Here is a 17,097-nt window from a genome sequence, read left to right as displayed (position 1 = left end):
AGCGGCTTCGTTGGCCGGATCTGTCGTTCCGGCACATCGCCATCGTGTCGACCCGAGGAGGCCCGTGTCGCGGGTTTCCGGTGGCACAAAGCGATCTGACACATCCGTGCCAGGCGGTCGCGGCCCGCACCGCCGTCCGCCCGGCCCTCCGTCCGCCGGGCGCTCACCCGGGAGCGCATCCGGAACGCGTGTCCGCTTGCTGGACAATGTTTGTGCTGGCGGCGGCGGGTATGGACAATCCAGGATGCGTGATCGACCTCGGAGAGGCGAACCCCGGAGGCCGGGCATCCCGTGCCTCACACCCCGCCGCCAACGTTGCCGGTAGCCCATTCCTCGTCGCTCCGATTTGCGAGCTGGGGGGCTCCCATTGCTGGTTACTCTTGGGCTGACAGAGCGCTCTGATTCGCTCTACCGACTTATCCTCAAACGGCCGGATGTCGCGGTTGCCGACGTCGCCGCGGAACTGGGGATCCCCGAGGACGAGGTCCGCGAAGACCTACTGGAGCTGACGCGGCTCTCGCTCCTCGGACCGTCCTGGCAGACCGACGGAACGCTGCGGGTGGTGAACCCGAAGGCGGCCCTGGACTCCCTGCTCGCGCACCAGCAGGCGGAGATCGCCCAGCGGCACCGGGTGCTCGCCGAGAGCCAGGCCGCGGCCAGCTCGCTGCTCTCACGCTACGCCGAACTGCACCCTGCCCAGCCCGCCTTGGAGGCGGAGCGGTTCCAGGGGGTGGAAGCGGTCCGGGCGAAGCTCGCCGTACTCAACACCCGCACCCGCCGCGAATCCATCAGCTTCCACCCGGGCGGGCCGGTGCCCGCGGCGCAGTTCAAGGCCAGCGAGCCGCTCACCGAGGACCTCATCGCCCGCGGAGTCAAGATCCGGACGATCTACCAGGACGCCATCCGCAACGACGCGGCATGCCTGGAGCACGCCCGCTGGCTGACCGAACGCGGGGGCGAGATACGGACCGTGCCGTCGCTGCCCATGCGGATGGTCATCGCGGACGGGGAATCCGCGCTGATGCCGATCGATCCGTCGGACAGTGCCCAGGGAGCGGTGCTGCTGCGGGAGCCCGGGGCCGTCGCCGCGTTCTGCGCGCTGTTCGAGGCCGTGTGGGAGACGGCCAACCCCTTCGGCGCGCCGCCCCGCCGGCGTCTGGACGATCCCGGCTCGCAGCCGCGCGAGCTGCTGCGCCTGCTGGCGCAGGGCTACACGGACGAGGCCGCCGCCCGGCGGCTGGGGATATCCCTGCGCAGCGAGCGGCGCCTCATCACGGAGCTGATGGAGAAGCTGGACGCGCAGAGCCGCTTCCAGCTCGGGCAGCGGGCCGTCGAACACGGTCTCCTCTAGGGCGCCGGCCAGGGCCTCAGCACCCGCACGCGGCGCCGTCGACCGGGGCGGTCAGCGGGTCCGGTGCGGAGGTCCGCAGGCCGTGGGCGTCCTCGACGGTGAACCCCTCGCGGGACCAGTACTCGAAGCCGCCCAGCATCTCCTTGACCTGGTATCCGGCGACGGCGAACGCGTGGGCGGCGCGGGTCGCGCCGTTGCAGCCGGGGCCCCAGCAGTAGGTGACCACCACGGTGCCGGGTGCCACCAGCTCGGCGGCGCGCGCCGCGATCTCGTCGGTCGGCAGGTGCACGGCTCCGGGGATGTGGCCCTGGGCCCAGGCCTCGGCGCTGCGGCTGTCGACCACGACGAAGCCCGCCGCCCCGGCTTCGAGGTCCGCGTGGACGTCGGAGACGTCGGCCTCGTGGGTGAACCGGCGGTGGAAGTGCGCGGCGGCCTCGGCGGGGTCAGCCGGCGGAACGCGCAGCACCTTCGAGACGAGCAGGTCCCGCGACGGCGTGGCGGTGGTGGTGGTCATGGCTGGTGGTCTCCTTCGGGAGCGGGCGGGGGCGGCGCAGGGCCGCGACGGCGATGAACAGGTAGATGGCCGCGGTGGCGGTGCCGGGGCCGACGAGCAGGGCGGCGGTGCCCCAGCCGGCGAGGTGGCCGAGGAGGAGCGTGGCGAGGGCGAGCAGCGTGCCGGGCAGGACGCCGGTGCGCCGGGGCCGGGTGGTCAGCTCGCCCCAACGGACGCCTGTGGACAGCAGGTTGGTGCGGCAGTACGTCCAGCAGACGGCCGCCGACGCGAGGCCCAGGACGGCGAGCACCGCCGGGTGGGGCGACGGCAGCCAGCCGCCGGGTCGCAGCAGCACCCCGTAGATCCCGGCGGCCAGCGCGATGCCCAGCAGGGTGCCGCCCAGGCGGGCCGGTGACCGGCGCAGGGACGGGATCGCCGCCTCCAGGCCGACCCAGCCGAACAGCAGCGGCACGACCAGCAGGGCGGGCGGCCAGTCGGCCGGCCCGGTTTCGGCCGGGCGCCCCAGCAGCCACCAGGCGGCGGCGAGGGCCAGGACGGCGCCGAGCCGGATCCGGCGGGCGGCGGGGGACAGGACGCCCGGTCTGTACGCGGCGTGCGCGGCGGCGGTGACCAGGAGGGCGACCGCGAGCGTGAGGACGCCGCCCGTACCGAAGTTCCACCCCGAGTCCGTACCGAAGTTCCAGCCCGAGTCGCCGCCACTGACGTTCCAGCCGGAGTCCCCCAGCGCGAACTCGGCCGCCGCCAGCGCCACCGCGGCCTGGCCGGTGGCGAAACCGGCGAAGTAGAGCGCGGTGACCGCACGGGCCGGGGCGGCGCCCAACCGGTCCCGGACGAAGGCCACGGGCCCGGCCGCCGCCGTACCGCCCGAGGCGGCGACCAGCAGGCACCAGCCCGCGAGTACGGCCGCCAGCGCCGGGCCCGCCCAGGGCGCGGGGGCCGGGGCGAGCGCCGCCGGGAGCACCAGTGCCCCCAGGCCCAGTACCGAGCCCAGCGTCCGGGCGGGCCCGTCGGTCCTCACGAGAGTTCGTGGAAGAACAGCGGGGTGGCGCCCGGGAGCCGGGTGCCCTCGGCCAGCAGCCGTCCCTCGACGCCCGACCACTGCGGCATCCGGGTCGCCAGGTCCACGGGCAGGCCCAGGTGCCCGGCGAGGAAGGCGGACCAGCCGGGCATCAGCGGGGCCGCGGTGACGGCGACCGCGGCCAGCAGTTCCAGCTGGGCGGCGAGCCGTCCGGCGTACTCCTCGCGCGGACCGGTGACCCGCAGCCGCGCCAGTTCGAGCAGGTCCGCTCCGGCCCGGTCGACGGCGGTGGCCAGCGCGGCCGCCGCCCGCTGCGGGGAGAACGTCTCGGCGCCGAGCGCGGCGGCCGTCTCCCCGGGCAGCGCCGCCCGTTCGGCGGCGAGCGGACCGGTGGGAGCGGCGCCGGGTACGACGGAGTCGAAGTCCTGGGCGAGCAGGTCCAGGGCGGTGTCGGTCCACCGCTCGATGCCGTCGGCCAGCACGGTGGAGACGGTGTCGGCGAACTCCTTCATCGAGAAGTTGTTCTGCTCCCGCTCCGGGCCGGTCAGGCAGAGGTGGAAGCGCAGGGCGTCGGCGTTGACCCGGCGCAGGAAGTCCCCGCCCCAGATGGCGTGCCCGCGGCTGGTGGAGAACTTGTCGCCCTCCAGCCGGTAGAACTCGTTGATGACGACCTGCGAGGGCAGCGTCAGCTCACCCTGGGCCAGCAACAGCGCGGGCCAGAGCACGGCGTGCGAGAAGGAGCAGTCGAAGCCGATGAAGTTGACGACGCGGGTGTCGGCGTCCGTCCACAGTCGTTCCCATTCGCTCGTGTCGCCGGCCGCCTCGGCGAGCCGTGCGGTGCCCGCCACGTAGCCCCAGATCCCGCTGAACCACGTGTCGAGGATGTGCCCCTCCCAGCCCGGCAGCGGGACCGGGATTCCGTAGTCCGCCTCGCGGCTGATGGCGGTGTCCGGCAGGTCGCGCTCGAACAGGCCCTCCAGGTAGGAGATCAGCCGGGGCCGCCATTCGGCCTTCGACCGGGCGTCCGCGTAGTACGCCTCCAACCGCTCGCGGTAGCGCTCCAGGGGGAAGACGATGCGGCGCAGGGTCGTCGTCTCCGGCGCGTTCCAGCAGGCCGTGCACTTCGGGGCGGCCAGGCCCGCCGGGGACTGGGGCAGGCCGCACGCCTCGCAGTACACGCCGTCGGAGGGTTCGGCGCAGAACTGGCACTCGCCGCGCACCTCGGCCTCGTACAGGTAGCGCTCGCAGGGCGCGCAGTGGAAGACGGGCAGCTCCTGGACCTCCAGGGCGCCGGACTCCCACAGTTCGAGGAAGAAGCGCTGGACGAACTCGGTGTGCGTGGAGTCGGTGAGCGGGCGGGTGAACCAGTCGTGGTGCATGGCGCCCAGCGAGAGGGTCTCCTCCATGCGGTCGCCGAAGAGCTTGGCGGTGGGGTGGGCGGTGGAGCCGATCTCCGCCGCGCGGCGCGGCACGTAGCAGGAGTGCTCGTCGGAGTAGCCCACGTAGCGGACGTCGTGGCCGCGCTGGCGCAGGTGGCGGCTGAGGACGTCGGCGCCGAGGAAGGGGCCGGAGAGGTGTCCGAGGTGGAGGTCGCCGTTCGGGTTCGGCGGGGCGCTGGTGACGACGTAAGAGGTCATGACGCGTGGGTTCCTTCGGGGAGGCGCAGGGAGGAGGAGTCGAGCGGTGTCGTGTCGAGCGGCGGCAGCGCGTCGGAGGCGGCGGCGACGACCCGGCTGTGCGGCGGCAGGTCGTCGAGGACGATCGAGTGGGCCCCGATGCGGCAGTCGGCGCCGATGGTGACCGGGCCGAGCACGCTCGCGCCGGTCCCGATGATCACGCGGTCGCCGACGGCGGGGTGGCGGCGCGAGCCGGTGGGGCGGCGCAGGTCCTTCCACCAGCCGACCGAGCCGAGCGTGACCTGGTGGTAGAGCATCACGTCCTCGCCGATCCGCACGGTCTCGCCGATCACCACGGCGGTGCCGTGGTCGATGAAGAAGCGGCGGCCGATCCGGGCGCCCGGATGGATCTCGATGCCGGAGACGGCACGGGCCAGCAGGGACAGCGCGCGGGCGCTCACCCGGTGTCCGCGGTTCCACAGCCAGTGCGCCACCCGGTACGTCCACAGGGCGTGGATGTGCGGGTAGAGGAGCACTTCGGCGCGGGACTTCGCGGCGGGGTCCTTGGCGAGGACGGTCTCGACGTCCTCCCGCAGCTTCGCCCGCAGCGACCTCTTCTCCTGCGCCGCCTCGGGGGCGGTTCCCTCACATGTGGTCATAGGGGGCCTCCGGGCGGATCGGGCGGCCCGCGAGGAACCGCTGCGGTCGGTAGGGCTCCAGCAGCTCCTGGACCGCCTTTCCGGGTACGGCGCCGCCCTCCAGGATCTCCAGGGCGGCGAGTTCGGCGACGGCGGGCGCCAGCTTGAAGCCGCCGCCGCTGAAGCCGATTGCCAGGTACAGGCCGTCGGGGCCGGCCGCGCCCACCACCGGGCGCTTGTCGGGGGTGTAGCCGTCGATCCCGGAGCGGGTGCCCGCGAGGGGGGCGGTGGCCGCCGCCGGGACCCGGCCGGTGATCGCCTTGATCGCCGATTCCAGTTCGGCCTCGGTCAACGGCTCGACGTCGCGGCCCAGTTCGGTGTCCGGCTTGCTCGGTACGCCGAAGTAGAAGCGGTCCAGGCCGTCGGGCCGGAAGTAGCTGCCGGTGGTGTCGTCGATGCAGGTGGGTACGGAGGCGGCGTGGCCGCGCCGTCCGGCGCCCGGCAGCTCGGCCTGGGCGAGGCCGATCCGGCGGGCCGTGACGGGGATGTGGATCCCGAGGTACTCGGCCGGGGCGGAGCCCCACGCCCCGCCGGCCAGTACCACCAGCGGCGAATCGATCCGGCCGATGGAGGTCAGCACTCCGGTGACGACGCCCTCGTGTTCGAGCACCTTGACGGCCCGGATGCCCTCGGACGGGGAGACACCGAGCCGGTAGGCGGCGGTGAGCAGCGAGGCCGAGGCCATCATCGGGTCGGCGTAGCCGCCCTCGGGCTCGTACGCGGCGAGCGCCACGCCCTCGGTCCGAAGGCCGGGGTAGATCTCCTTCAGTTCGGCCGGCTCGATGACCTCGACCCGGCGGTACCCGGCGGCCTCGCCGGCCCGGGCGGCGTTGTCGCGCAGGTCCTCGGCGTGGTTCTCACCGACGATCATCACGAAGCCGGTGCGGCGGTAGCCGCAGTCCCCGCCGATGACGTCGGACCACTGCTCGAAGACAGGCAGGCTGCGGGCGGCGAGCCGGATGTCGGCGAGCGAGGTGTGGTGCAGGCGCAGCAGTCCCCCGGAGCGGGAGGTGGCGCCCTGGGCGTTGACCCGGCCCTGGTCGCACAGGACGATCCGGCCGAGGCCGGCGAGGGCGAGCTGGTGCGCGATGGCGGCGCCGATCACTCCCCCGCCGACGACGACGGCGTCGGCGTGCGCGTGGAGGATGGGACTCATGTCGCGTCCTCGATGCCGAACTCGGCGGCCCACTTGGCGCGGTCGCGGGCGACCGCGTCCGCGCCGCCCCACCAGATGGTGACGAACCGCAGCCGGACATCGCCGTCGTTGGTCAGGTCGTGGTCCTGGAAGGGGGTGATGAAGACCGTCTCGCCGGCGCGCACCCGGCGCGTCTCCTCGCCGATCCGTATCACGCCGCTGCCCTCGACGATGAAGAACATCTCGTTCTCGTCGTGGTCGTGCGGGGTGGAGGTGGCGCCGGGCGCCACATCGACCCAGGCGCCGCCCCAGTTGGGCTCCTCCACGGCCTCCGGCCACGGGAAGATCCGTCGGCCGCTGACGTTGTACGGCTCCTCGAAAACCATGTCGTCCTCGTGGGCGGTGAAGATGTGCATGTCGTACGGTCCAATCAGGCGGTGACGGGCTCGCGCAGGCGGCTGCGCAGGTCGCGGTGGATGGTGTCGGCCTTGGCGGCCATCTGGCTGAAGGAGGTGGCGCTGCCGATGCCGTGCCGCCATTCGGTGAGTCCGTCGAGGTAGATGCCGACCTCGCAGTCCTCGGTGGTCTCGGCCCGGTAGGCGCGGGTGAGTTCGGGCCGCCCCTCGGCGTCGAGGCGCAGGTACGGGGTGAGGGCGGCGAGCTGGTGGGGCAGGGCGGCCTCGCGGTAGCCGGTGCAGACGATCACGGCGTCGGCCTCGACGGTCGCTCGCTCCCCGGTGAACACCTCTTCGGTGCGCAGGCGGATCCGGCCCTCGGGGGCCTCTTCGACGGCGGTCACCTCGGTGCGCTTGTGCATGTGCAGCCGCTGCCGGCCGGTGAACCGGTCCTGGTAGACCGCCTGGTAGAGGGCGGTGGAGACGTCCGGGTCGACGGCCGCGTAGTTGGTGGCGCGGGCCTGGGCCAGGGCGCGTTCGCGCTGCTCGCCCTCCAGCCCGTAGAAGTAGTCGGTCTCGTCGGGGAAGTACACCTCGTTGCTGAAGTGGCCGAGTTCGTACATCCGGAAGCCCGCGTGGCGCACCACCGAGTGGATTTCGGCGTCCGGGTGTTGGGCCGCCAGGTGCAGGACGATCTCGCCGGCGGTCTGGCCGGCGCCGATCACCACGACCGTGCGCGGCGGTTCGTCGCCGAGGGCGGCGAGGCTCGGCAGCAGCCGGGAGGCGTGGAAGACCCGCTCGCCGAGGTGCGGGCGGAAGAGTTCCGGTACGTACGCCTCGTGGCCGGTGGCCAGCGCGATGTTGCGGCCCAGGGTGCGGTGCAGCGAGCCGTCCCGGGTGTCGCGGCTGACCACGGCGGCGGTGCGGACGCGGCCGTCGGAGTCGGTGACCGGCTCCACGGAGACCACCTCGCGGTGGTACTCCACGGGGCCGCGTACCTGGCGGGCGGCCCACTGCACGTAGTCGGACCACTCCAGGCGGCTGACGTAGCCGCCCATCAGCGTGAAGGGGTAGAAGCGTCCGCTCTGCTGGAGGTAGTGGGGGAAGGTGAAGCGGGAGCGGGCGTCGCGCGGGGTGGCGAAGTCGCGCAGGAAGTGGTGCTGGATGTCGGTGCCGGGCAGGACGAGGTTGGGCTGCCAGGCGGAGTCGGCGGCCTTCTCCAGGTAGCGGGCGGCCAGCGGGGCTTCGCCGGTGGCGTCGTCGTGGTCCTCGACGGCGGCGGCCAGGGCGATCCCGGAGGGGCCGAAGCCCGCCACGACCAGGTCCAGGGCGGGAGTGTGAGTGGGGTACGTCATCACACGGCCGCCTTCGCCGGTGCGGGGACGAGGGCCTCCAGGGCGGCGATCAGCGACTCGCGGATGATCAGGCCCGCCTGGTCGATCTGCTCGGCCGTGCAGTTCAGCGGCGGCAGCATGCGTACGACGCAGTCGTCACGGCCGCCCAGTTCGATGATCAGCCCGCGGCTGACGGCCTCCCACTGCACCCGCTTGGCGAGGGTGTCGGCGGGCGCCCCGGTCTCGGGGTCGGTCAGCTCGACGCCGGTCATCAGACCCAGGCCGCGGACGTCGGCGACGTACGGGCTGACCTCGCGCAGGCCCTGGAGGTGGACCATGAGCTGGTCGGCGCGGGCCCGGACGTTCTCCAGTACGCGCTCGCGCTTGACGACCTTCATCGTGGCCACGCCCGCGGCGAAGGCCGGCTGGTTGCCGCGGAAGGTGCCGGAGTGCGCGCCGGGCTTCCACCGGTCGAGCTTCTCGTCGTAGAGGATCACGGAGGCGGGCAGGCCCATGCCGCTGAGCGCCTTGGAGGCGCAGATGACGTCCGGCTCGATGCCGTACTGCTCGAAGGCGAACCAGGTGCCGGTGCGGCCGCAGCCGCTCTGCACCTCGTCCACGATCAGCGGGATGCCCAGGCGCTTGGTGACCTCGCGGATCCGCTGGACGAATTCCACCTCGGCGGGGATGACGCCGCCCTCGCCCTGGACCAGCTCCATGATCACGGCGGCCGGCAGGGTGATGCCGCCGTTGACGTCGGTCAGGGCCTTCTCCAGGAAGGCGGCGCAGTTGACCTGGCAGCTGTCGCGCTTGAGGCCGAGGGGGCAGTTGTGGCAGTTGGAGTACGGGAAGAAGTGCACGCCCGGCATCCGGCCGCGGACCGGCTCCTTCTGCTCGACCAGGCCGGTCACGCTGAGAGCGGCCAGGGTGGCGCCGTGGAAGCCGCCCTGGAAGGTGATGATCTCCTCGCGGCCGGTGGCCGTCTTGCAGAGCTTGAGGGCCGCGTCGACGGCGTTGGCGCCGGTCGGGCCGCAGAAGTGGATCCGGGTGCGCTCCCGCATGGGCTCTGGCAGCATCCCGATGGTCAGGTCGGTGAACTCGTCCTTGACCGGGGTGGGGAAGTCCAGGCCGTGCACGAACTCGTCGAGCTGGCGGTGGGCGGCCGCGAGCGGCTCCGGGTGGTTGTGGCCCAGCGAGAGCACGCCGGCGCCGCTGAGGAAGTCGAGGAAGACGTTGCCGTCGAGGTCCTCCACGTAGGAGCCCTTGCCGCGGCGGATCGCGATCGGCAGCTTGCGCGGGTAGGAGCGGGAGTTGGACTCGCGCCCGGCCTGGCGGTCCAGCAGTTCGGCGCTGAGCGGGCCGGGCAGCGGGCCGGTGATGACCGGCGCCGTGTAGGCCTGCTGGACGGGGGTGTCGATGGTGGCAGTCATGGGTTCGCGTCTTTCCGGTCAGGCGGCGGCGAGTACGGCGCTGCGGTCGGTGAGTTCGGTGGCGGCCGCGGCCAGGCGTGAGGTCAGGGCGTCGGCGAGGGAGGCGGCGCGCAGCGACAGGAGGCTGAAGGAGCCGGCGTCGCCGATGCCGTGGCTGGACTCGCACAGGCCGTTGAGGAAGAGCGGCGGGGTGCCGTCGGACACGGCGGTCAGCGCGTAGTCGGCCGAGACGAGCAGGCGGCCGTCCGGCTCGGTGGCGAAGAGCTCGGCGAGCGGCGCCATCAGCGGCGGGCAGAGCTCCTCGTGCGGGGCGGGGCCCATGTTGCGGAAGCCGGTGGCCAGCACCGCGAAGTCCACCGACTCGGTGGTCCGCTCCCCGGTGATCCGCTCCAGGAAGTCCAGCTCGACGCGGTCCCCGGCCTCGCGGACGGCGGTGGCCTCGTGGCTGCCGCGCAGGAACACCCGCTGGTCGCCGTCGAGTTCCTGCTCGTACATGGTCAGGTAGAGCTCGCGCAGCACGTCGCCGTCGGCGGAGGAGTAGTTCGTGCCGTGCATGTACCCGTCGAGCGCGTTCTTGCCGGCGCGCGAGGCGTTGAAGTAGTAGTCGGTGAACTCCGGGAAGTAGCCCTCCTCGCTGAACGGGCTGGTGTCCTTCAGGCGCAGCGAGTGCGAGCGGGTGTACGTGGTGACCTTGGTGCGCGGGAAGCGGCGGCTGAGGTCGAGGGCGAGCTCCACGGCGCTCTGGCTGCCGCCGATGACCGCCACCGACTCCGGCTCGCGGCCCTCGCCGGCCAGCTCGGCCAGCCGGGGCAGGTACTGGGTGAGGTGGAAGATCCTCGGGGTGCGTACGGAGTCGTAGGGCGCGGGGACGTACGGGGTACGGCCCGGGCCCATCACCAGCGTCCGGCCCAGGTAGCGCCGGCCGGACATGGTGGTGACCGCGTAGACGCGCTCCCCGGCCTCCTCGACGATCTCGACGCCCGCGGCCCGCTGGCCGCAGTCGACGAGGTGGGAGAAGAAGCCGGCGGCCCAGCGGATGTAGCCCGCGTACTCCTTGCGGAGCGGGAACTCGCCCGGCACGTTGAGGTGGCGCAGCAGCCGGCCCTGCTCGTGCAGGTAGTTCAGGAAGCTGTAGCGGCTGCGCGGATTGCGCAGGGTGACCAGGTCACGGCTGGGGTGGTTCTGGATGTCGGAGCCGTCCAGCAGCATGCCGGGCTGCCACTCGGGGGTGGGGCGGGCCTCCAGGAACCGGGCGGTGAGCGGGGACTCGCGCTCCTCCAGGGCGATGGCCAGAGCCAGGTTCGCCGGGCCGAAACCGATGCCGAGGATGTCGTACACCGGAGTCGCGGCGGTCGCCTGGGTCGCGGTGGTGGCCGAAGGGGTGGCGCTCATCGTGTGGTGCTCCTTGCCGTAACAGTGGTGAGAGTTGGGTTTCCGTCGAAGTCGATGCGCAGGCCCGCGATCCGGCCGGCGGCGTGGACCCGCTGGTCGGTGCGGTACCAGAGGGGGATCAGCGCCAGGTCGGACATGGCGGTGCGGTCGGCGCGCTGCCAGGCGTCGGCGCGCTCGGCCGGGTCGGCCGAGGCGCGGGCCCGGGCCAGCAGGGCGTCGAACTCCGGGTTCGCGTACCGGCCTTCGTTGTCGCCGTGGGCCGTGCCCCGGTCGTCGGGCGCCGTGCACGAGGAGTGCAGCAGCGGGAAGAGCATGTTGTCGGGCGTCGGGTAGTCGCAGGCCCAGCCGGCCCGGCAGAAGCCCGCCGCCGCGATCGAGGTGCGGTGGTCGACGAGACCGCGGGCGTCGGTGCGCAGGAGCTCGACCTGCCAGCCCAGGACCTCTTCGAGGCCGCGGGCCAGGGCGTGCACCCAGTCGTCGTGTCCGGCGCCGGTGTTGTACGCGAACTCCACCCGGCTGCCGGGGGGCAGGCCGGCGCGCAGGGCCGCCGTACGCGCCCGCTCGGGGTCGTACGAGGTCCAGTCGGCGTCGGGGTCCTGGTCCGCCCGGGGGGTGTGGGCCTTGCCGAACCAGGGGGAGAGCAGCGAGTGCGCGGCGCTGCGGCGTCCCTGGAAGTACGTGTCGATCAGCCCCTGGCGGTCGATGGCGGCGGACAGCGCCCGGCGGGCGTCCAGCGAGTCCATCGGCGCCTGGTGGCAGAAGGGGATCAGGTAGAACAGGCCGGCGCCCTCCTGTTCCAGGAAGCCGGGGTGTGCGGCGGCCTCGGCGGTGCGGGCCGGGGGGATCCGGGCGTAGTCGTACCGGCCGGTCAGGAAGCGCTCGTACTCGTCGTCCAGGCCGGTGACCGCGTCGAGGATGTCGATGTGCACCTCGCGCACCTGGGGCGCCGGTCCGCACCACAGTCCGTTGCGGAGCAGCCTGATCGACTCTCCGTGGACCCAGGGGCCGTCCATCAGGAAGGGACCGTTGCCGATCGGCCGGTCGTTGTACTCGGGGTTGAGGGCGGGGCCCGCGCACTCGGGGACCGGGCTGAAGATGGGCTGGAGGGTCTTCAGGTCGAACTGGACGTCCGGCTGGTGGAGTTCCACGCGCAGGGTGGCGTCGTCGACCGCGGTGAAGGTGCGCACGCCCGCCAGGTGGTAGGCGGTCTCCGTGTTGGCCTCGGGGTCCAGCGCGCGGGTCCAGCCCCGGACGAAGGAGTGCGCGGTGACCGGCTCGCCGTTGCTGAACACCGTGTCGGTGCGCAGGTGGAACGTCCAGGTGCCGGCCGTTTCGTCGCTCTCCCAGGAGGTGGCGGTGGCCGGGATGAGGGCGCCGTCCTCGTCGAGTGACAGCAGCCCGGTGAACAGGGCCTTGCAGACCAGGATTCCCTCACCTTCCTGGGCCTTGTAGGGGTCGATGGCGGTGGGCTCCGTGATTCCCATCCGGAACACGGGGTCGTTGGCGTGCACGTGGGGCTCTTTCCGCGGTCGAGAGGTGGGATGTCGGGGGAAACGGGATCAGGCGGCCGGCACCACGAGCACGTCGAGCCGTTCGTCCAGCTCGGCGGCGATCTGCTCGACCCGGTCGATGTCGGCGACCGACCGGTAGGGCGCGGCGACCGCGAGCGAGCCGGCGATCTCGTACCAGCCCTCGGGCGCGCGGCGCAGCCGGTCGCCCGGCTTGGAGGCGGGGATGTACGAGCGGAAGTGCGGCGAGTGGAAGGCGTCGCCGGGGTTGTTCCGCACCAGGGTCCCGGTGCGGTACGCGAACTTGATGCAGGTGGCGGCGCGCGGTGTGGCGGCACGGACCACCTCGCCGTCGGCGACCGCCGCCCGCGCCCGCTCGTCGTCGCCGGCGAGCACGGCCTTGGCGTAGAGGCGGACCGCGTCGATGCCGTGGACCTCGCGCAGGTTGCGGTAGTTCTGGCCGCCGCTCATGCGGGTGGCGAACTCCACGACCCGGTAGCGGCCCTCGGAGTCCTGCCGGAACTCGGCGTTGAACAGGCAGTGCTCGACGCCCAGGCCCTCGACGATGCCCTCGGCGACCGCCACCAGCCCGGGTTCCTCGTCCGGGGTGCGGAAGGGGAGGGTGTAGAAGTCCTCCTCGAAGTACGGGCCGGGCATCTGCATCTTGTTGGTGACGCCCACGAGGTGGAACGCGCCCGCGATGACGACGCCGTCGAGGGTGACCTCCTTGCCCGGGAGGAACTCCTCCAGCAGCGCGATCTCCGGGCCGTCGCTGGGGAAGTAGCCGCCCCACTCCTCGGCGAGGCGGGCCACGTCGGTCAGCGCCCGCTCCAGGCCCTCGCGGTCGTGCACGAGGGTCACGCCGATGCTGGCGGCCAGCGCGCTCGGCTTGACGATGAAGGGGTACGTGAAGGCCTCGGCGGCGGCGAGTCCGGCCTCGACGCTGTCGACTCCGGCGAACGCGGGGCACGGCAGGCCGTGCTGCTCCAGGAACGCACGCTGGAGCTGCTTGTCGCGGGAGATCTCGTCGGCGGCGGGACGCGGCCAGCGGTGTCCGAGCAGCTGGTTGACCTTGGAGGTGACGGCGATGTCGCTGTCGTAGAAGGTGATCGCCGAGGCGATCCCCAGCCGGCGGGCCTCGGCGGCGCAGTACTCGGCGAGCGCGCCGCCCTCCAGGTCCTTCGCGACGGGGATGACGGAGGCGAAGCGGCCGTCGTCCGCCGCCTCGGCGACGGAGGTGGCGAGGTGGATCTCCAGACCCATCCGCTCCAGGGTCTCGATGTGCTCGCGGTGCCACGCGTACGTGTTCCGCATGATCAGCAGGATCTTCACGGCTGGGCCTTCTCTTCGGCTTCTTCGGTTTCTTCGCTGGTGGGGCGGGTGACGACGGTGACCTTCTCCACGAGCCGCTCGGCGAACGCGACGGCCGCCCCGGTGTCAGGGGCGGTGACCAGGACCTGGCCGACCCGGTCCCAGTTGCCGCGCAGTTCACCGACGGTGTCGCCCGCCGCGACGGTGGTCTCGATGTCGATGACCCCGTCCAGGGCCAGGGCCTCGTCCTTGCCCTGGATCTCCCTGACCGTGCCGGGAAGGGCGGACAGGAAGCGGGTGGCTGCCGACCGGCGGGGAGTCGGGCGCTCGGTCAGCGCCGGGATCAGCCCGAACTGCCAGGCCACGATCCACTCTTCGAGGTCGATGCCGAACGCGGCGTCCAGCAGGTCGAAGATCCGGTCGCCGCCCATGCGGTTGTGGCTCTCGATGATCTGCGGGCCGGCGGGGGTCAGCCGCAGCTCGGTGTGGGCCGCGCCGTCGGTCAGCCCCATCGCGTCGAGGAAGCGGGAGACCGCCTCCTCGACGCGCCGTTCGTCGGCGGGGGCGAGTCGGGCCGGCAGGGCGTGTCCGAGCTCGATGAAGCCCTCCTGGCCGCCGGTGAGCTTCTCGGTCACCGCGAGCACGATGTGACGGCCCGCGAAGGAGAACGTCTCGACGCTGTACTCCGGTCCGGCGATGTACTGCTCCGCGATGAACCGGCCGATGGTGAAGAAGGCCCCCCACTGCAGATCCGTACGGGCCCGCAGGGCCTCGACGCCGGCCCAGGCCTCCGCGGCCTGCTCCGGCCCGTCGATCCGTACGACACCCAGGCTGGCGGTGGCGTCGACGGGCTTGAGCACGAACGGGTAGCCGTGCTCGGCGCCGAAGGCGATCAGCGCGTCGGCGCCCTCGATCTCCGCGGCCGCCACCGACAGCGCCCGGACCTCGGGGGAGTCGCAGGCCGCGAGGTGGCGGCGCATCGCGTACTTGTCCCGCAGGAGTTCGGCGACCTCCTCGGAGGTGTTGCCCAGCCCGAGGTGGTCGCTGATCCGGCCGGCGGGCACCAGGCCCGGCTCGGTGATCGAGGCGACGCGGGTGAAGCCGTACGCCGTGTGGGCCGCCTCGACGAGGGGGCGGGTGACGTCCCAGTCGGTGTAGTCCGCGATGAGCACGGCCTCGGCGAGTTCGGCCGCCTCGGGTACGAACTGGTCCTTGTGCTGGATCAGTACGAAGCGGATTCCGAGCGCCGCCGCCTTGCGCAGCGTCTGTATACGTCCGCCGACGACGAGAAGCTTGTGTTCGGTCATGGCCAGAACTCTGCAACACGAATTCCGTCCCGGAAATGCATTCCGGCTGGCACAACCGTGCATGGCATGAAGCACGCACCCGTGTGCCCGGCCGGACCTTTCCGATCACGGGCCAGGCACGTTCGTGCCGGACACATTGGTGTCCGGTCCTGGCCATTGCCCGTGCCCGGCTCGCCCCAGCAGGATCTGCGGCATGCCCAGAGTCGCACTCACCACATTCGCCGTACTGAAACAGCCGTATCCGCATTTCTCGAACGAGGATTTCAACGAACTCGAACCGTTGGTATTCGGCGCCTCGCAAACCAGCCCCGGATTCATCGCCCGCGCCGAAGCGGTCGACACCGTACAGACCAAGTGGACGAATTTTGGCCGGGACTACGGAAGGTGGGGGCTTTTCGACGCACCTTCCTTCTACACCGGCGGCCGCGATGACGAGACGGACACCCGCGCCTCCACGCTCTCGCTGTGGACCGACCTCGCCTCGGTGAAGGCGTACGCGTACGGCGGCCTGCATCGCCATGCCCTGCGCGAGCGCCGCCGCTGGTTCGTCCACCTCCCCCACCGTCTGTACGCGGCCTGGTGGGTGGAGGACGACGCCGTCCCCACGTGGTGGGACGCGTGCCGGCGTCTGGAGCACATCAACGAGTTCGGCCCCACCGTGCGCGCCTTCGACTTCAAGCAGCCCTACGACGCCGAGGGCAACCCGGTCCTCTCCTCCCCGGGGCGCCGGCCGGCCCCCGAATCCACCCCCCGCGCCCACGAGGTGATCCATGTCTAGCCCCGCCCGCGGATCGGTCCGCGACGTCCGTGTGCTGCTGCTCGTCCTGAGCGCGGCCGCGTTCCTGCTCACCCTCGCCGGTTCGGCGCTGAAGAACACCGTTCAGGTCTACTTCGTGCCCATGGCCGACACCTTCGGAGGCTCGCGCGGTGCTCTGGCCTGGGCGACCACGCTGTTCGCCATCACCGTCGCCGTCGCCTCCCCGCTGGTCGGCGCGATCGCCGACCGCATCGGCGGCGCCGCCACCCTCGCCCTCGGCACCGCCCTGTCCGGTGCCGCCCTCGTCGGCTGCGGCCTCGCCGGAGAACTGTGGCTGTTCGTCGCGGTGTACGCCGTCATCGCCGCGCTCGCCTCCACCATGCTGTCCTACGTCCCGCTGGGCGTGCTGGTGGACGAGTTGTTCCGGGACGGCCGCAAGGGCCTGATGTACGCGCTGCTGACCAACGGCGCGGCGGTCGGCTTCGTGGTCCTGGTACCGCTGTGGTCGTGGCTCGGCACCTGGGCGCGCTGGCAGGACGTACTGCTGGCGGTCGGGCTGGTGTTCCTCTTCGTCCTGGCACCGCTGGCGCTGCTGGTGGCACGGAGCTCGGCGCGGGTCACCGCGGTGTCCGAGCCGGAGGCCGGTGGTGAGCCCGAGCCGCCGCGGCTGACCTTCGGCGAGCGGCTGCGGCTGACCGCCGGGAACGCGGACCTGCGCCGCCTCGCGCTGGCCATGTTCGCCTGCGGGGCGACGATGGCCTTCATCGACGTGCACTTCATGCCGCTGATGCACGACCACGGCATCGGCCAGCCCGTGAGCTCCACCGCCGTCGCGATGCTCGGCGTCGCCGAGATCGCGGGCGGCCTGCTGGCCGGCTGGCTCTGCGACCGCGGCTGGATCAGGGCCGTGCTGCTCAGCGCGTACGCCGTGCGGGCCGCCGCCATGCTGCTGGTGGCGCTGAGCCCGAGCGGCGCGGTCGCTGTCGCCTTCGGTGTGGTCTTCGGCATCAGCTACCTGGCCACCGTCATCGCCACCACCATGTGGGCCGCCCGCGTGCTGCCGGTGCACGTACGCGGCTTCGGCATGGGCCTGGTCTGGGCGGTGCACGCCCTCGGCACCGCGCTGTCGAGCCAGGTCGGCGCGCTCATGGCCGACGCGATGCACAGCTACACCGCGGTGACGCTGGCCTGCGCCGGCCTCGCGGCGGCGGCCTGCGTCCTGGTCCTGGCGAGCCGGCTGCCCGCGGCGCACGTGGCCGCGGAGCCGGAGCCGGAGCCGGAGCCGAAGCGGGAGCCCGTGACAGCCGGCTGACCCCGTACGTAGACATCGC

General features: G+C 72.4%; 15 protein-coding genes. 3 read left to right on the top strand and 12 right to left on the bottom strand.

The window, feature by feature from the left end:
* Positions 1-367 precede the first annotated feature (367 nt).
* Entirely contained in the window at positions 368-1,351 is a 984-nt protein-coding gene (locus tag ACWDYJ_RS20165; protein ID WP_451566928.1) for a helix-turn-helix transcriptional regulator, read from the top strand.
* A 16-nt stretch (positions 1,352-1,367) separates the two neighbouring features.
* Here ACWDYJ_RS20165 and ACWDYJ_RS20160 read toward each other — a convergent pair whose 3' ends face one another.
* From ACWDYJ_RS20160 to ACWDYJ_RS20105, 12 genes are read right to left on the bottom strand one after another with little or no spacing between them, the layout of a single operon-like run.
* The gene (locus tag ACWDYJ_RS20160; RefSeq protein WP_451566927.1) at positions 1,368-1,865 is read right to left on the bottom strand and encodes a rhodanese-like domain-containing protein; all 498 of its coding nucleotides are present in this window, start codon (positions 1,863-1,865) and stop codon (positions 1,368-1,370) included.
* The gene (locus ACWDYJ_RS20155) at positions 1,795-2,883 is read right to left on the bottom strand and encodes a hypothetical protein (protein WP_451566926.1); all 1,089 of its coding nucleotides are present in this window, start codon (positions 2,881-2,883) and stop codon (positions 1,795-1,797) included. The genes ACWDYJ_RS20160 and ACWDYJ_RS20155 overlap by 71 nt, the downstream gene beginning before the upstream one ends.
* Positions 2,880-4,520 carry a methionine--tRNA ligase gene (locus tag ACWDYJ_RS20150; RefSeq protein ID WP_451566925.1) on the bottom strand — a complete coding sequence of 547 codons (1,641 nt, stop codon included), beginning with the start codon at positions 4,518-4,520 and terminating at the stop codon, positions 2,880-2,882. Before ACWDYJ_RS20150 ends, ACWDYJ_RS20155 begins: the two co-directional genes overlap by 4 nt.
* A complete protein-coding gene (epsC, locus tag ACWDYJ_RS20145) occupies positions 4,517-5,158 on the bottom strand; it encodes a serine O-acetyltransferase EpsC (RefSeq protein ID WP_451566924.1) in 642 nt (213 codons plus the stop codon). Before epsC ends, ACWDYJ_RS20150 begins: the two co-directional genes overlap by 4 nt.
* Positions 5,145-6,353 carry an NAD(P)/FAD-dependent oxidoreductase gene (locus ACWDYJ_RS20140; RefSeq protein ID WP_451566923.1) on the bottom strand — a complete coding sequence of 403 codons (1,209 nt, stop codon included), beginning with the start codon at positions 6,351-6,353 and terminating at the stop codon, positions 5,145-5,147. The genes epsC and ACWDYJ_RS20140 overlap by 14 nt, the downstream gene beginning before the upstream one ends.
* On the bottom strand, positions 6,350-6,748 hold the full coding sequence (locus ACWDYJ_RS20135; protein WP_451566922.1) for a cupin domain-containing protein: 399 nt from the start codon (positions 6,746-6,748) through the stop codon (positions 6,350-6,352). The genes ACWDYJ_RS20140 and ACWDYJ_RS20135 overlap by 4 nt, the downstream gene beginning before the upstream one ends.
* A 14-nt stretch (positions 6,749-6,762) precedes the next feature.
* Positions 6,763-8,082 (bottom strand): SidA/IucD/PvdA family monooxygenase, encoded by a 1,320-nt coding sequence (locus ACWDYJ_RS20130; RefSeq protein WP_451566921.1) that lies wholly within the window; start codon positions 8,080-8,082, stop codon positions 6,763-6,765.
* The gene (locus ACWDYJ_RS20125) at positions 8,082-9,491 is read right to left on the bottom strand and encodes a diaminobutyrate--2-oxoglutarate transaminase family protein (protein ID WP_451566920.1); all 1,410 of its coding nucleotides are present in this window, start codon (positions 9,489-9,491) and stop codon (positions 8,082-8,084) included. The genes ACWDYJ_RS20130 and ACWDYJ_RS20125 overlap by 1 nt, the downstream gene beginning before the upstream one ends.
* A gap of 18 nt (positions 9,492-9,509) precedes the next feature.
* Positions 9,510-10,883 (bottom strand): lysine N(6)-hydroxylase/L-ornithine N(5)-oxygenase family protein, encoded by a 1,374-nt coding sequence (locus ACWDYJ_RS20120; protein WP_451566919.1) that lies wholly within the window; start codon positions 10,881-10,883, stop codon positions 9,510-9,512.
* Positions 10,880-12,394, bottom strand: a complete 1,515-nt coding sequence (locus tag ACWDYJ_RS20115; protein ID WP_451566918.1) for an ABC transporter substrate-binding protein — start codon at positions 12,392-12,394, stop codon at positions 10,880-10,882. Before ACWDYJ_RS20115 ends, ACWDYJ_RS20120 begins: the two co-directional genes overlap by 4 nt.
* Positions 12,395-12,442: 48 nt before the next feature.
* Positions 12,443-13,723, bottom strand: a complete 1,281-nt coding sequence (locus ACWDYJ_RS20110) for an ATP-grasp domain-containing protein (protein ID WP_451566917.1) — start codon at positions 13,721-13,723, stop codon at positions 12,443-12,445.
* The gene (locus ACWDYJ_RS20105) at positions 13,720-15,009 is read right to left on the bottom strand and encodes an ATP-grasp domain-containing protein (RefSeq protein ID WP_451566916.1); all 1,290 of its coding nucleotides are present in this window, start codon (positions 15,007-15,009) and stop codon (positions 13,720-13,722) included. The genes ACWDYJ_RS20110 and ACWDYJ_RS20105 overlap by 4 nt, the downstream gene beginning before the upstream one ends.
* 193 nt (positions 15,010-15,202) lie before the next feature.
* Here ACWDYJ_RS20105 and ACWDYJ_RS20100 point away from each other — a divergent pair, with 193 nt between their 5' ends.
* The gene (locus tag ACWDYJ_RS20100) at positions 15,203-15,787 is read left to right on the top strand and encodes a DUF3291 domain-containing protein (RefSeq protein WP_451566915.1); all 585 of its coding nucleotides are present in this window, start codon (positions 15,203-15,205) and stop codon (positions 15,785-15,787) included.
* Positions 15,780-17,078 (top strand): MFS transporter, encoded by a 1,299-nt coding sequence (locus ACWDYJ_RS20095; protein WP_451566914.1) that lies wholly within the window; start codon positions 15,780-15,782, stop codon positions 17,076-17,078. Before ACWDYJ_RS20100 ends, ACWDYJ_RS20095 begins: the two co-directional genes overlap by 8 nt.
* The last annotated feature ends 19 nt before the right edge of the window (positions 17,079-17,097 follow it).

It is taken from the genome of Streptomyces sp. NPDC003042, from assembly GCF_053591315.1.
The sequence above is the reverse complement of the archived record's forward strand: the minus strand, read 5'-3'. Positions and strand labels throughout refer to the sequence as shown.